This window comes from Arthrobacter sp. 05N429 (assembly GCF_056397045.1).
Window position 1 is genome coordinate 152,973 of record NZ_JBFTMQ010000006.1, and the last position, 14,580, is coordinate 167,552.

Consider the following 14,580-nt stretch of genomic DNA (forward strand, 5'->3'; position numbering starts at 1 on the left):
TCGTGCCAGCGGACGTCCCCTGCAATCCTGCCCTAGATCCAGGACGGCATCCACATCCGGAACCGCCAATCCTGGTAGGTAATGGTCTCGGCGGTCCACACCGGATAGAAGAAGGCCGAGACGACCACGGCCGTGACCACAAAGAGAGTTACGAGGAAGAGTCCGGAACGCCGCCGCCACGGCGGGTCCGTGCGCTGCCCCAGGACAAGGCCCAGCCCGTAGGCGAGGGCCAGGATCAGGAAGGGCTCGAAGGACACGGCGTAAAAGAAGAACATGGTGCGTTCCGGGTACAGGAACCAGGGCAGGTAACCGGCGGCCACGGCCGCGAGGACAGCGCCCGCACGCCAGTCGCGGCGCCCGGCCCACCAGAAGAGCAGCACGCCCAGGCAGACGGCGGCACCCCACCAGATGACGGGGTTGCCGACGGACAGGATCGCCGTTGTGCAGCTGGCCGTATCGCACCCCGGGCTGCCCTGCTTGGGGGATTCGTAGAAGAACGACGTGGGCCGGCCAAGCACCAGCCAGCTCCAGGCGCTGGCCTCGTACGGGTGGTCCGAGCTGAGCCCTTGGTGGAACTTGTAGGCTTCCAGATGGTAGTGCGCGAGGGACCGGACGGCGTTCGGCAGCCAGCCCCATTCCGCGGAGGGGACCGTCTCGGCCCAGTTCCGGAAGTAGGCGTCCTTGGAGCGGAACCAGCCGGTCCAGCTGGCGGCATACACCAGGGCGGCCACCGGGACGATGCTGAGGAAGGCTGGAATGCCGTCCTTGAGGATCCCGCCGCTGATCCAGCCATGGATTCCAGCGATCCGGCGCGCGCTCAGGTCCCAGAAAACCGTCAGCAGCCCGAAACCGGCCAGGAAGAACAGCGCCGACCACTTTGTGCCGACAGCCAGTCCCAGGCACACCCCGGCCGCGAGCCGCCACCAGCGGATGCCCAGCCAGGGGCCGGACGCCAGCTGGAGCAGGCCGGGCCGTCCGTTCGGGGAGGCTGCGGCCTGCCGGCCAAGCCGCCTGGCAAGCCGGCGGCGGCCGTCGTCGCGGTCCATCAGCAGGGCGCCAAACGCGGCGAGGACCCAGAACATCAGGAAGATATCCAGCAGGGAGGTCCGGGACATCACCAGATGGTGTCCGTCCACGGCCAGGAGCACACCGGCGACCGCCCCGAGGGTCAGCGAGCGGAAGAGTTTCTGGGCTATCAGGGCCAGGATGAAAATGGACAGCGTGCCTGTCAGAGCCGCCCCGAACCGCCAGCCGAAGGGATTGTCCGGGCCGAAGAGCCACATGCCGGCGGCGATCATCCATTTGCCGACCGGCGGGTGGACGACGTACTCGGGGCCGGCCAGCAGCACACCGGGATTGCCGGCGATGAAGGCGTCATTGGCCTTGTCCGGCCATGCCCGTTCGTAGCCGCTGACCAGGAACGAGTAGCCGTCCTTGACGTAGTAGGTCTCATCGAAGACCAGGTTGCGGGGCGAATCCAGCCGGACGAAGCGCAGGATTCCGCCGAGGGCCGCGGTGATCACCGGTATGAGCCAGAACCACAGCCGGAGCGAGGGCGGATAATCCCGCCAGCTCCGGATGTTGCCGATCAGGCGGTCCTTCAGGGCCTCGGTGGTGAATGCTTCCGCCGGGCGGCTGACCCAGTGGTGCCCCTCCAGGTTGCGTCCGGGGCTGGTGGCTGAGGGCGCCGATCCGGTGGAACCGGCGTCGACAGGCCGCGTGGGGGTCTGCGTCACGATGCCCATGCTACCTTTTGCGGCTGTGGTCTCCGGCCGTGCCGTTCGCCCGGTTCGTCAGTTCCGTTCACCACCCGCGTCCGTCGGCCCGCGTCAGGTGCCGGCAGTAGGCTGGTCGTGTGGACCCTAAACTCAGCACCTCCCCAAATCTTTCCGGCGACGACCTGGGGCTGCCCGACGACGTCGAGAATGGCGCCGGTCCCGGTGAAAGCCCCGGGACGGCGCCGGCAGCCCAAAGCGGCGGTCCCGGGCGGATTGTGCTGGCCGCGACCCCGATCGGCAACGTCGGCGACGCCACCTACCGGCTGATCGAGCTGCTGACGACGGCGGACATCGTCGCCGCCGAGGACACCCGGCGGCTGCACCGCCTGGTCCAGAACCTGGGCATCACCGTGGCGGGCAGGATCATCAGCTACCACGAGCACAACGAGGCCGCCAAGACCGGCGAACTGCTGGACCAGGTGCGCGCCGGCAAAACCCTTGTCATGGTGACCGACGCCGGCATGCCGTCCGTCTCGGACCCCGGCTTCCGCCTGGTCGAAGGGGCCGTGGCCGCCGGGTTGACGGTCACGGCCGCCCCCGGACCGTCGGCGGTGCTCACCGCCCTCGCGCTCTCCGGCCTGCCGACGGACCGCTTCTGCTTCGAGGGGTTCCTGCCCCGCAAGGCCGGAGAACGGTCCTCCCGCCTCGCTGATCTCGACGCCGAGCGCCGCACCATGGTCTTTTTCGAGGCACCGCACCGGCTGGAACCCATGCTCCGTGCGCTGCGTGAACGGTTCGGCGCGGACCGGAGTGCCGCCGTCTGCCGGGAACTGACGAAGACCTACGAAGAGGTCATCCGCGGCACCCTGCGCGAACTGCTGGAGTGGGCCGAATCCAACGAGGTGCGCGGCGAGATCGCCGTCGTCGTGGGCGGCGCCCCGCAGCGGGAGCCGGGCAGGCCGGAAGACCACGTGGCGGACGTCAACGCGCTGATTGCGCAGGGAATCCGGCTCAAGGAGGCTGTCGCCGCCGTGGCCGAGGATGCCAGGGTCAGCAAGCGGGAACTCTACTCCGCCGTGCTCGCAGCCCGGTAGCCGGGCCGGTCCGCGGCCGGAACGGCCGCTGTGCAGCTGCACAGCGAACCCCGTGCGACGTAGTGCGGGGATGCGTAGACAGCCCGGAGAACACGGCAGTACCGTGGCAGTAAATCCAGCGCATCCGAATGGTCATTCGGACAGTGCTGAATCCCAACCAATTCACCCAACCGCTGACGAGGGAGTCAACCGTGACTGTAACTGCCCAGCCCATTGTTACCGCGGAGCGCGAGAGCGCCCTGCTGGCCACTGTTCCCACCGGCCTGCTCATCGACGGCCAGTGGCGCCCGGCCGCGTCCGGCAAGACTTTTGACGTGGAGGATCCCTCGACCGGCAAGGTCCTGCTGAGCCTTGCCGACGCCGGGCCCGAGGACGGTAAAGCGGCCTTGGATGCAGCGGCCGCCGCCCAGGATTCCTGGGCGAAGGTCCCGCCACGTGAGCGCGGAGAGATCCTGCGTCGTGCCTTTGAGCTGGTGACCGAGCGCGCGGAGGACTTCGCGCTGCTGATGACCCTGGAGATGGGCAAGCCGCTGGCCGAGGCCCGCGGCGAGGTCACTTACGGCGCGGAGTTCCTGCGCTGGTTCTCCGAGGAGGCCGTCCGCGCCTTCGGCCGGTACTCGGTGTCCCCGGACGGGAAGTCCCGGCTGCTGGTGACGAAGAAGCCGGTGGGCCCGTGCCTGCTGATCACACCGTGGAACTTCCCGCTGGCGATGGCCACCCGCAAGGTCGCCCCCGCGGTCGCCGCGGGCTGCACCATGGTGCTGAAGTCAGCGAACCTGACCCCGCTGACCTCGCAGCTGTTCGCCGCCGTCATGGTGGAGGCCGGGCTGCCCGCCGGCGTGCTCAACGTGATCCCGACCTCCACCGCCGGCGCCACCACGGGCCCGCTGATCAAGGACTCCCGGCTCCGGAAGCTCTCCTTCACCGGGTCCACCGAAGTCGGCCGCCGGCTGCTCTCGGACGCCTCCGAGACGGTCCTGCGGACCTCGATGGAGCTCGGCGGGAACGCCCCGTTCGTGGTGTTCGAGGACGCCGACGTCGACGCCGCCGTCGCGGGGGCGATGCTGGCGAAGCTGCGGAACATGGGCGAGGCCTGCACCGCGGCCAACCGGTTCATCGTGCACGAGTCCGTCGCGGATGAGTTCGCCGAGAAGTTCGCCGCGAAGATGTCCGGCATGACGACGGCCCGGGGCACCGAGGCGGAGTCCAAGGTCGGCCCGCTGATCGACGCCAAGAGCCGGGACAAGGTCCACGAGCTCGTCTCCGATGCCGTGTCCGCCGGTGCGGTGGCCGTGATCGGCGGCGCCGCGGTCGAGGGGCCGGGCTACTTCTACCAGCCCACGATCCTCAAGGGCGTCACCGAGGGCACCCGTATCCTGTCCGAGGAGATCTTCGGGCCGGTCGCGCCGATCATCACCTTCGACACGGAGGACGAGGCCATCCGGCTCGCGAACAACACCGAGTACGGCCTGGTGGCCTACGTCTTCACGCGGGACCTGAACCGCGGGATCCGGATGGGTGAACGCCTCGAGACCGGCATGCTGGGCCTGAACGCCGGTGTGGTCTCCAACGCCGCGGCACCCTTTGGCGGGGTCAAGCAGTCCGGCCTGGGCCGCGAAGGCGGCCTCGAGGGCATCGAGGAATACCTCTACACCCAGTACATCGGCATCGCCGACCCATACGCCGGCTAAGAACCCCGGCGGCCGGAGGGCCTTTCAGCTCCGGCGCACCCAGCGCACCCGGTGCACCGCCCCGCGGGTCCTTGACCAGGCCCGCGCCAAGGCGCGCCGGGTGCGCTGTGCTGTGCGGCGCGCGGCGCGGAACGGCGCTGTGGCGGCCCGCCGCCAGGCGGCCATGATGGAGGGCGGAAGCCACGCCGCACGGACCTGGACCAGCGGACCGGCATGGGAACGCAGCGCAGCGCGGACCGCTGCGATCCGGTGGGCGCCCGACGTTTCCGGGACGCCGTCGCCGTCGGGCCCGGACGGCGGGCGCCCGTATTGCCGGCGTTCGAAGTCAACAGTGAGGGATTTGACGGCCTGGTGGCTGTCCGCGTCCAGGCCGTCCGGCTCTCCGAGGGCCCCCGCAGCGCGCAGCCGTTCGGAGAAATGACGCGGAGTCTCACTGGTCTGTGGCGCCACACCGTAATCCATGGCGAGGTCACGCAGTTCCGCCCAGGCCTGCAACGCTGCTGCGCCGTCTCCCCGGGCACCGTTGAGCCGGCGCCGGCGGAGTGCCGTCCGCGCCAGGTGCGGGGACGCCAGCACCAGGCCGAGGAGCAGCAGTGCCCCGGCGGAGTAGAGCACGGGCAACATCACGCTTACCGGGTCCGCCTGCGGGGCAGAGCCCGGGAGCGGCAGCGGCGCCACGTTGGGCAGCGGCGTGGGGTTGGGGGAGTTGCCCGGGAGGAGGCCATCGTTGTTCTCGTTCGTGCTGGCGCCGCTGGGCGCCTGGGCTTCCGTGGCATAGGGCGGGACCACTCCGCGCGAAGGGGTCGGCTCGAAGGGGACCCAGCCCAATCCCTGGAAATACAGTTCCGGCCAGGCATGGGCATCCCGGGCATCGACCTCATATTCCGGCAGGGCACCCTGGCCGCCGATAGAGACCGTGGCGCCGGTTGCCCGCCCGGGGGCATAGCCCACGGCGATGCGGCTGGGGATGCCTTCCAGCCTGGCCATCACGGCCATGGCCGAAGCGAAATGGATGCAATATCCGCTCTTTTGGGTCAGGAAGTCCGCCAGTACGGACAGTCCGTTGCCGTCATAGCCGCCTTGCACCGGGGACTGCAGGGAATAAGAGAAATCGACGGAGCGCAGGTAACGCTGGATGGCCATGGCCCGTGTGTACGCAGTGGTACTTCCCGCGGTCACGGCATCGGCGGTGGTGCGCACGATCTCGGGGACGTTGTCCGGCGTCCGGATGAACTGCTCAGGGACGCCCTGCGCCGGGCCCGTGGCCTGGGCCAGCAGGTCCGGGGTGAGCTGCGGGGCGACCGAGAGCACCACATACTGCTGGTCACGGGTGTTGGCGTCGACCCCCTTGATGCTCAGCGTGGACGGATCCCAGCTCCAGCGGCCGCTGAGGCCGTTGACGGCCTCCGGGGCGTAGGGCACCGGCAGGTAGGGACTGGTGAACTGGCCGGTGTTGACCGCGGTGACCACCCGGACCTCCGTGGCGATGGACTCGAATCCCGAGTCCATCCGCCCCGTGCCCATCCGGCGCGTATCGTCGCGGTCATCCGGTGCCCAGTTGTCGCCGTTGAAACTGTCCACGGTCACGGAACGCAAGTACGGGGTGCTGGGCGCGTTGGTGGCAAAGGTGATGCGGCCGTCGCCGGTGGGGCTGCGCAGGCTGTTGCCAAGGCTGATCATCGGGTTGAGCCCCGAGGCACTGCCGAAGGGATTCAGCCGCGAGCCTTGCGGGAACGTCCCCTGGTCGAACCCCGGGACCACCAGCTGGAGCAGCAGGGTGGCCGTCAGCGCCACGGCTCCTGTCAGGGCCCCGCGCCGGAACTGGCCAGGATTTCGCGCGGTGTCGGCGCCGGTCCGCGGGTCGGGCGCGAACCAGTGGCTGCAGCCGAGGATCAGGAGGTAGCCGGCGGCGGCCGCGGCGAAGCCCAGCGCGCCGACGCTCTGCGGCTTGATCATCGCGGGAACGATCAGGATGGCGAGGATCCCGAGGCCGCTCGTGGCCGGCAGGGCCAGGGGATAGGCGAGGGCATCGACCAGGATGACCAGCAGCCCCAGGGCGGCGCAGACCAGCAGGACGATCCCGGCATTCGGGGCCACCGGCGCGCTTTCCCCGAGCACCGTCTCACTGGCCCGGCGCAGGTACCGTCCCAGCTGCGTCATGGTGGCGCCCGAGGGGATGAAGCCAAGGATGCTGTGCGGGCGGAAAAAGGTGAACGTCAGGATCAGCGTAAGCGCCGCCAGCGCACCGGCCATCACGAACACGCTGCGCCACCGGAGCGCGCGGAGGCCGGCCAGGGTGAACGCCACCGTGAGGACCGTCGAGAGGACGGGGGAGTACCAGGCCCATCCCCGCAGCACGCCGTTCAGGCTTAGCGCCGCACCTCCGACGGCGACTGCCACGGCGAGGGCCATGAGCCAGGGCTGTGCGCCGACCTTCGTCCGGGCTCTCCGGGTCCCCGGGAAGGCACCCGGCCCCGGAGGGGCGCCGCCCCCCGCGGACGCTCCGGACTGGCCGGAGTGCGCGCTGCGTTGTGGTGTCAGTGTCATGGCCTGACCCCCGCGCCACGCCGCACATCGGTTGCAGCTGCCAGCGTCTCTGCCCCGCCCTCGTCGAAGGCAGCCCACGCCGCGGGCAGGGACGCCGAGGGGGTCACGGCGACCGCCCGCCAGCCGCCGAGCCGGAGGGTTTCGAGCACATCGTCGGGTTCCCGGGACCCCTCCGTGACCACCAGGGCAAACGCGTTAGCGGCAAAGCCGGCAGCCGGGGACAACGCGCGGGCCTCGGCCGGCGTGAGGTTTCCCAGGATCGCCAGCACCGGCCCCCGCATCCGGTGGGCGGCCAGCTTGTCCATGAGCCGGTCGTCGAACGGCTGCGGGCCGGCCTCCGCCCCGAAGGGGTGGTGGCCGTGCGCCCGGGGGGAGCCTGCGTCCCTGGCGTCCCTGCGGTGGTGGGGCCCGGTCAGCTGGATCGCGGCCAGGCTCTCGGCGACGGACTGCAGCCCGGAAGCGCCGATGTACTCCTCGGCCTCCGGCTCGGGTGCTGATGGCGAATGCTGGAACGCGGGTTCGCCGGCGGCGTCGAGGAAACGCAGCGCGTAACTTCGCTCGGACAGATGGGCGCCGATGGACATCGCGGCCGTCACGGCCCACTCGAAGGAGTCGCTGGTGATGAGGTCGTGGCCGTCCGGGACTCCAGGGCCACGCTGATCGGGTACGCGGGAATCGGTCCCGCGCGGGCTGGCGCCGAAGGGGAGACGGGGACGTGAATTCGAGCCGGCAGAAAATGCGCCGCGGGTGAAGGCCGGGAACCGCTGGTCCAGGATGATGGTTGCCTCGGGAGTCGTGACGGACTCCTCCTGGCGGACCATCAGCTCCCCGTGCCGTGCCGTCGCGGCCCAATGCACGCGGCGCATGGGATCGCCGTGACGGTATTCCCGGGTCATGACGTCGTCGTCGCTCGGGTTGGCGCGGACGCGGGTGGCGGTGACGCCGTCGTGCCCCCGGGCGCCCGCCAGCCCCGTCACGGGCAGTTCGACGGCGGCGGGCGTCACGGTGAGGATGTCGCCGTCGTCGATGGCGTGGCGGTGCAGGGACAACCCGAAAGGGTCGCTGAACTCGGCCGTGACCGGCCCGATCACGAACTGGCCGCGTTTCCCGGACCGCAAATGGTATTCGTACCGGCTGGTCCCGCCCGCGGACGACCGCGCCGGGAACCGGAATACCGGGGATTCGCCGAACCGGGGAGGCAGGCGCTCCTCCATGAGGGCGTGGCCGGAACCAAATCCGGTCCGGGCCACGGCGAGCCGGACCGTCGTCGTGGCAGCAGTTTCGACGCTGGCGGGGTTGAACTCCCGGTAGACCTGGAAATTCGGCTTGAGCACCCGAGTTCCTGCCAGCGAAAGCACCGGCAGGACAAACAGCAGGACGGCCAGCGTCAGCAGGTCCCGGCGTCCCATCACTTGGGCCGCGAGAAGGAAAACCACGCCCGCGCCCAGCAGGCCCCAGCCGCGGGAAGTGAAGATGTGCCTCGGGAACCGGTCAATCAGCGCCACGGCAAGGCCACCTAGCGGCGGTTCGGCAGCGTGGCCGCCGGGGCGGCCGCCATGGCGGCGGCCTTGTCACGGGCGGCACGGCCGGCGGATGCGGGCGCCGCCGCCGCCATCTCCGGGCTGACCGGGAGCTTCGCCAGCACGGCACGGATCACGCTCTGGGCGGTCTCGCCCGAGCTCGCAGCTTTGCGGTCCAAAATGATCCGGTGGGCCAGGACGGATTCGGCAACGCTGACGACGTCGTCCGGCAGCACAAAGTCCCGGCCCTCCAGGGCCGCGGTGGCCTTCGCCGCGCGCAGCAGCTGGAGCATGGACCGGGGGCTGGCACCGAGCCGGAGCATCCCGCTTTCCCTCGTCGCACGGCCCAAGGACACGGTGTAATCCTTGATCGACTGGGAGACATAGACCTGCCGCACCGTGGCGATCATGGACGCGACCTCGCCGGCGGTGACGACGGCGGTGACCTTGGTCAGCGGGGACGTCGACTGGTGGGTTTCCAGCATTTCCATCTCGGCGTCCTTATCCGGGTACCCCATGGAGATCCGTGCCATAAAACGGTCCCGCTGCGCCTCCGGGAGCGGGTAGGTGCCCTCCATCTCAATCGGGTTCTGGGTGGCCACCACCATGAAGGGCTCATCGAGCTTGTAGGACTTGCCGTCCACGGTGACCTGGTGTTCCTCCATGCATTCCAGGAGGGCGGACTGCGTCTTGGCAGACGCACGGTTGATTTCGTCTCCGATGACGATGTTCGCGAACACCGCCCCGGGCCGGAACTCGAAAGACCGGGAGGCCTGGTTGTAGATGGACACGCCCGTGACATCGGAGGGGAGCAGGTCAGGGGTGAACTGGATGCGGCTCACGGAACAGTCGATCGTGCGTGCCAGGGTCTTCGCCAGCAGCGTCTTGCCGACGCCCGGGACGTCCTCAAGGAGCAGATGGCCCTGGGCCAGCAGCACGGTCAGGGCCAGTTTGGCCGCTTCCGCCTTGCCATCGATCACGGTGTTGATTGCGGTCAGGATGCGCTCGCTGGCGGAACTGAAAGCCTCCGCGTCCATGGCCACCGGCGGCTGGGCCGGACGCCGGGTACCCGGGCGTGATGTCACGGCAGAGTCTTCCCTGATGTCCTGGCCCTCAGGGAGGGCTTCGTCTAGGGAGATGCGGTGGTAGTCCATCGGTAGCCTTTCAGCCCTGGTGGTTTCCCGGGACGGATCGGCATGGAGCATGCCGGTCCACTCGTCGGGTGGTTGCCTGTGTTCCTGACCGTCTGTGTTCCTAGCCGTCTGTTCTCTGACCATTGTTTACATCCGTTGTAATAGCCAGTGTTTATAACAGAGTACTAACACAACTGCCGGGCCTGACAGAGAGTTCCGGTGAAATATCTGCCGGCCCCCACGGGGAAACGGCGCGGGAAACGGCCCGGCAAGCGGCACGGGAAATGGCGCGGGCAGGTTAACTCCCTCCGCCGGCCGGGTTCAGCCGGCAAGAGGACCGCCGATAGGGTAGAAAGATGTGCAATCCGCTGACTCCCGTCCCGTTCCGCGCGCCCGGCAGCGACGGCGCCGGCAGGCAGGGCTACCCGCCGGCGCCGGAGCCGCTTCCGGTTGCGGTCATGGACAACCACACGCACCTGGATTTCCCGACGGAGGGACTGAAGGTCGGCATCGGCGACGCCCTGGATGCTGCCGAAGCCGTCGGGGTCCGGGGGGCCGTGCAGGTGGGGTGCGACCTCGAATCGTCCAGGTTTACGGTGCAGGCGGTCGAGCTGGATGCGCGGCTCCTGGGTGCCGTCGCCCTGCACCCCAATGACGCTCCGGAGTACGCGGCCCGTGGCGAACTCGAGGCGGCCTTGGCCGAGATCGAAGCCCTCGCGGCGCACCCGCGGATCCGGGCCATCGGCGAGACCGGGCTGGATTTCTTCCGAACGGAGGGCGAAGGGCTGGCCCACCAGCGCTATTCCTTCCGCCGGCACATCGATATTGCCAAGCGCCTCGGGCTGACGCTGCAGATCCACGACCGGGACGCCCACGACGACGTCGTCCAGGTTCTGCGGGAGGAAGGCGCCCCTGAACGGGTGGTATTCCACTGCTTCTCCGGCGGGGACGCGCTGGCCCGGATCTGCAACAGTGAGGGCTGGTACATGTCATTCGCCGGGACACTGACGTTCAAGAACGCCGCCAACCTGCGTGCCGCGCTCGCCATCGCCGAGCCGGAACGGATCCTTGTTGAAACCGACGCCCCGTTCCTCACGCCGCACCCCCACCGGGGGCGGCCAAACGCGAGCTACATGGTGCCCTACACCGTCCGGGCCATGGCCGAATTGACTGGATGGGAGCTCTCGGAACTGTGTGCGCGAATCGCCGGAAATACCGAGCAGGCGTACGGGTCCTGGGACTGATGTGACGAAAGTAAACGTGGAATATTAGATACCGGGTATGCGCAATTTGTTGGTTGCTTTATAACGCTCCGGTTACAGTGGACAACTATTAGCCGGGGTCGGGGAAGGCCTTCGGATATTTTCACTCCTGCAGGGCGCGCATCGTGGCCAACGAACCATGGGCGCGCTCTCGTTTGTGAGTGTGGCAGTGCACACAGCTGCCGCGGACATAACGCACCCCTGCGGTGCCGCCACACGGCTGTCCGCGGCGGATGAATCTGTGCGCTTTTCCCCGTGCCCGGATGGTTCAAGAGATACGGGCAATCGTGGTCAAGTTCTTTACATCGGATGGCAAGTTCAGCTTCGTCAAGGTCGGCACTCAGCTCGTCGTTCTTGTGGCGCTCGTGCTGGGACTCGTCGCCTTCGTGGGCAACAACAAGACAGTCACCCTCAACGTTGACGGCAAAGTGAGTTCCGTCCAGACCTTCGGCGGCACTGTCGGCCAGGTCGTGAAGGGTGCCAACCTCGAACTCCAGGCCGCCGACAGGGTCACGCCTGCAGCTGACTCCCATGTCCAGGACGGGTCCGTCATCAACGTCAACCTCGCCAAGGCCGTCAAGGTCAGCCTGGACGGCGCGGAACGGACCATCAACACCACTGCGCCCACGGTCGAGGGCCTCGTGACGGAACTCGGCGTCGCCAGCGCTTCCGAACTGTCCGTTCCGAAGGAAGCGCAGCTCGCCGTCTCCGGTTCCTTCGTTTCCATCTCGACGCCGAAGACCGTGAGCGTCGTCGCTGACGGCAAGGCCGCCAAGACCACGACGACGGCCGCCGACGTCTCCCAGCTGCTCGCCGACGCCGGTATCACGCTGGGCGCCAGTGACCGCGTCTCGCAGCCGGGCAACGCGCCGGTCGTCAATGACATGGTGATCAAGGTTTCCCGCGTGGACGTCAGCAAGACGGCGGACGAGACCGCGGCAGTCCCGTTTGAAACCCTCACTACGGAAGACGCCGCTATGACCAAGGGCGAGAAGAAGGTGACCCAGCGTGGTGTCGCCGGGAGCATCAACAAGAGCTTCAAGCTCGTGCTCGTCGACGGCCGCGAAGCCTCCCGCACACTGGTTGCCCAGTCCGTCAGCACCCAGCCGGTCACCGAGAAGGTCACCGTCGGCACCAAGCCCAAGGCTGCTGCAGCCCAGGCCGGCGGCGCAAACACCGGAGCCGCGGCCCCGGCCATGATGAATGAGGCCATGTGGGACAAGATCGCGCAGTGCGAGTCCGGCGGCAACTGGTCCATCAACTCCGGCAACGGCTACTACGGCGGCCTGCAGTTCGACGTCAGGACCTGGCTCGGTTCCGGTGGCGGCGCGTACGCGCCGAATGCTGCCGGGGCCACCAAGGCCCAGCAGATCGACATCGCCAACCGGGTCTACGCGCAGCGCGGCCTGCAGCCGTGGGGCTGCGGTTGGGCAGCCTCACGCTAAAGGCGCACGCCAGACCCTCCAGCTCCGGCTGAGGGGGGATTGACTCTCCACGGCGTCCGCAGCAGTTGACCACGGCTGCGGACGCCCGGCACAGGCCGGGTCCGGTTTTCCGGGCCCGGCCTTCGCCATGCCCGGCCCGGGCAACGGGATAGGATACCTAGGTGACTGAACCGACCCCCTCCGCGCCAGGCAGTACGCCAACCGGTACGCCAGCAAACGCACCCGCACCGCTGATGGGGGCCTCGGACATCCGCCGGCTGGCCGAGGAGATCGGGGTCCGGCCCACCAAGACCCTCGGCCAGAACTTTGTCATTGACGGCAACACCATCCGCAGGATCGTTGCTGCCGCCGACATCCACCCGGACGAGACCGTCCTGGAGGTGGGGCCGGGGCTGGGGTCGCTCACCCTGGGCCTGCTGGATGCCGCCCGCTCGGTCGTCGCCGTCGAAATCGATCCCGTCCTCGCCGGCAAGCTCCCCGCCACCGTCGCCCAGTGGCGGCCGGACGCTGCCGGCAATTTCCACCTTGTCCTGGCCGATGCCATGCGCGTCACCGAACTCCCCGTGGAGCCGACAGCGCTCGTGGCAAACCTCCCGTACAACGTTGCCGTCCCGGTGGTCCTGCACCTGCTGCAGCACTTCCCGAGCCTCCGCCACGGACTGGTCATGGTCCAGGACGAGGTTGCCGACAGGCTCGCAGCCGGGCCCGGGTCCAAAACCTATGGCGTCCCCTCGGTCAAGGCGGCCTGGTACAGCAGCATGCGCAAGGCCGGCGTCATCGGCATGAACGTTTTCTGGCCCGCACCCAAGATCCACTCCGGCCTCGTGGCGTTCACCCGCCGGGAACCACCCGTCACCACTGCCACCCGGGAACAGGTGTTCGCCGTCATCGATGCCGCCTTCGCCCAGCGCCGCAAGACCCTCCGCGCCGCACTGGCCGGATGGGCCGGCAGCGCGGCGGAGGCCGAGCGCTGCCTTCGGGCCGCAGGCGTCGATCCCACCGCGCGGGGCGAAGTGATCGACATTGCGGCGTTTTCCCGGATCGCCGAAGCACGGGAACTGCCGGTTCAGTGAGCGCCGCGGCAGGTCCCGGACGGTGAACCCGGCCGGGGGCTGTGCTTGGAGCCTGACCCTGCCATGCCATAGCGTGGAGCCATGAACGCAGTGAGAGGGCGCTTTGCCGCGAGGACTGTCCGGGTCAAGGCTCCCGGCAAGGTAAACGTCTCACTGGATGTGGGCCCCCTGAGGCCGGACGGCTACCACTCGGTGGCAAGCGTCTACCTCGCCGTCTCCCTCTACGAAGAAGTCGCCGCCACGAGCACGGACACCGGAGAAATAACCGTCAGCATCAGCTCGGCGAGCACCCTCGACCTCGACGGCGTCGACATTCCCCTCGATGAGCGCAACCTGGCCTACAAGGCCGCCGCCATCATGACCGACGTCTCCGAGCACTCCACCGGCGTGCACCTCGAAATCACGAAGCGGGTACCCGTGGCCGGCGGCATGGGAGGCGGCTCAGCCGACGCGGCCGCCACCTTGCTCGCCTGTGACGCGCTATGGAACAGCGGGCTGTCCCGCGACGAACTCGCCCACCTCGCCGCGGAACTCGGCGCCGACGTGCCGTTCTCCCTGCTCGGCGGAACGGCTGTCGGACTCGGTCTGGGCGACGAACTCTCGCCGGCCCTCGTCAAAGCCCAGACCGACTGGGTCCTGGTGTCCGCGGACTTCGGCCTGCCCACCCCGGAGGTCTACCGGACCCTGGACCGGCTGCGCGCGGCCGAGGGGGCTCTGGCCGACGAACCCACGGGCGTGGACCCGATGATCCTCCACGCCCTGCGCAGCGGCGACGCCGACGCCCTGAGCCGGGTGCTGGTCAACGACCTCCAGCGCGCGTCCATTGAGCTGGCGCCCAGCCTCCGGGAAACTCTCGGGCTCGGTGAATCCCTGGGGGCGATCGCCGGAATTGTCTCCGGCTCCGGACCGACGGTCGCGCTGCTGGCACACAGCCCCGCGGCAGCCGAGGGCCTGGCCGATGACCTCCGGCACCACGGCCTCGACGCCATGGCGGTGCACGGTCCGGTTCACGGGGCACGCATCATCTCCGATACGCTCCTTTAATACGTTTGTCGTCATCCGCACGACGTATTTGCCTCGGGCCGATCCGGCCTGAC

Annotated in this window: 10 protein-coding genes; 6 read left to right on the top strand and 4 right to left on the bottom strand. The window is 68.7% G+C overall.

What is annotated here, in order from left to right:
- Positions 1–32: 32 nt before the first annotated feature.
- Positions 33–1,745, bottom strand: coding sequence for a dolichyl-phosphate-mannose--protein mannosyltransferase (locus AC1DF4_RS12635; protein WP_476913214.1), 1,713 nt, complete (start codon positions 1,743–1,745; stop codon positions 33–35).
- 245 nt (positions 1,746–1,990) lie between these two features.
- On the opposite strand from AC1DF4_RS12635, the gene rsmI reads away from it, so the two are divergent.
- Entirely contained in the window at positions 1,991–2,812 is an 822-nt protein-coding gene (rsmI, locus tag AC1DF4_RS12640) for a 16S rRNA (cytidine(1402)-2'-O)-methyltransferase (RefSeq protein WP_476913280.1), read from the top strand.
- A 191-nt stretch (positions 2,813–3,003) separates the two neighbouring features.
- Positions 3,004–4,503: an NAD-dependent succinate-semialdehyde dehydrogenase gene (locus AC1DF4_RS12645; RefSeq protein ID WP_476913215.1), complete on the top strand. Its 1,500-nt coding sequence runs from the start codon at positions 3,004–3,006 to the stop codon at positions 4,501–4,503.
- A gap of 24 nt (positions 4,504–4,527) precedes the next feature.
- Here the strand turns inward: AC1DF4_RS12645 and AC1DF4_RS12650 are convergent, their stop codons facing one another.
- From AC1DF4_RS12650 to AC1DF4_RS12660, 3 genes are read right to left on the bottom strand one after another with little or no spacing between them, the layout of a single operon-like run.
- The gene (locus AC1DF4_RS12650) at positions 4,528–7,050 is read right to left on the bottom strand and encodes a transglutaminase TgpA family protein (RefSeq protein WP_476913216.1); all 2,523 of its coding nucleotides are present in this window, start codon (positions 7,048–7,050) and stop codon (positions 4,528–4,530) included.
- On the bottom strand, positions 7,047–8,555 hold the full coding sequence (locus tag AC1DF4_RS12655; RefSeq protein WP_476913217.1) for a DUF58 domain-containing protein: 1,509 nt from the start codon (positions 8,553–8,555) through the stop codon (positions 7,047–7,049). The genes AC1DF4_RS12650 and AC1DF4_RS12655 overlap by 4 nt, the downstream gene beginning before the upstream one ends.
- Before the next feature lie 11 nt (positions 8,556–8,566).
- The gene (locus AC1DF4_RS12660; protein WP_476913218.1) at positions 8,567–9,724 is read right to left on the bottom strand and encodes an AAA family ATPase; all 1,158 of its coding nucleotides are present in this window, start codon (positions 9,722–9,724) and stop codon (positions 8,567–8,569) included.
- A gap of 335 nt (positions 9,725–10,059) precedes the next feature.
- Between AC1DF4_RS12660 and AC1DF4_RS12665 the strand changes: the two genes are divergently transcribed.
- The 4 genes from AC1DF4_RS12665 to AC1DF4_RS12680 all read left to right on the top strand — a co-directional run bounded on the left by AC1DF4_RS12665 (position 10,060) and on the right by AC1DF4_RS12680 (position 14,527).
- Positions 10,060–10,947, top strand: a complete 888-nt coding sequence (locus tag AC1DF4_RS12665) for a TatD family hydrolase (protein ID WP_476913219.1) — start codon at positions 10,060–10,062, stop codon at positions 10,945–10,947.
- Positions 10,948–11,228: 281 nt separating this feature from the next.
- A complete protein-coding gene (locus AC1DF4_RS12670; protein WP_476913220.1) occupies positions 11,229–12,410 on the top strand; it encodes a transglycosylase family protein in 1,182 nt (393 codons plus the stop codon).
- A gap of 161 nt (positions 12,411–12,571) precedes the next feature.
- Positions 12,572–13,483 (top strand): 16S rRNA (adenine(1518)-N(6)/adenine(1519)-N(6))-dimethyltransferase RsmA, encoded by a 912-nt coding sequence (rsmA, locus tag AC1DF4_RS12675; RefSeq protein ID WP_476913221.1) that lies wholly within the window; start codon positions 12,572–12,574, stop codon positions 13,481–13,483.
- Positions 13,484–13,564: 81 nt separating this feature from the next.
- Positions 13,565–14,527 (top strand): 4-(cytidine 5'-diphospho)-2-C-methyl-D-erythritol kinase, encoded by a 963-nt coding sequence (locus AC1DF4_RS12680; protein ID WP_476913222.1) that lies wholly within the window; start codon positions 13,565–13,567, stop codon positions 14,525–14,527.
- The last annotated feature ends 53 nt before the right edge of the window (positions 14,528–14,580 follow it).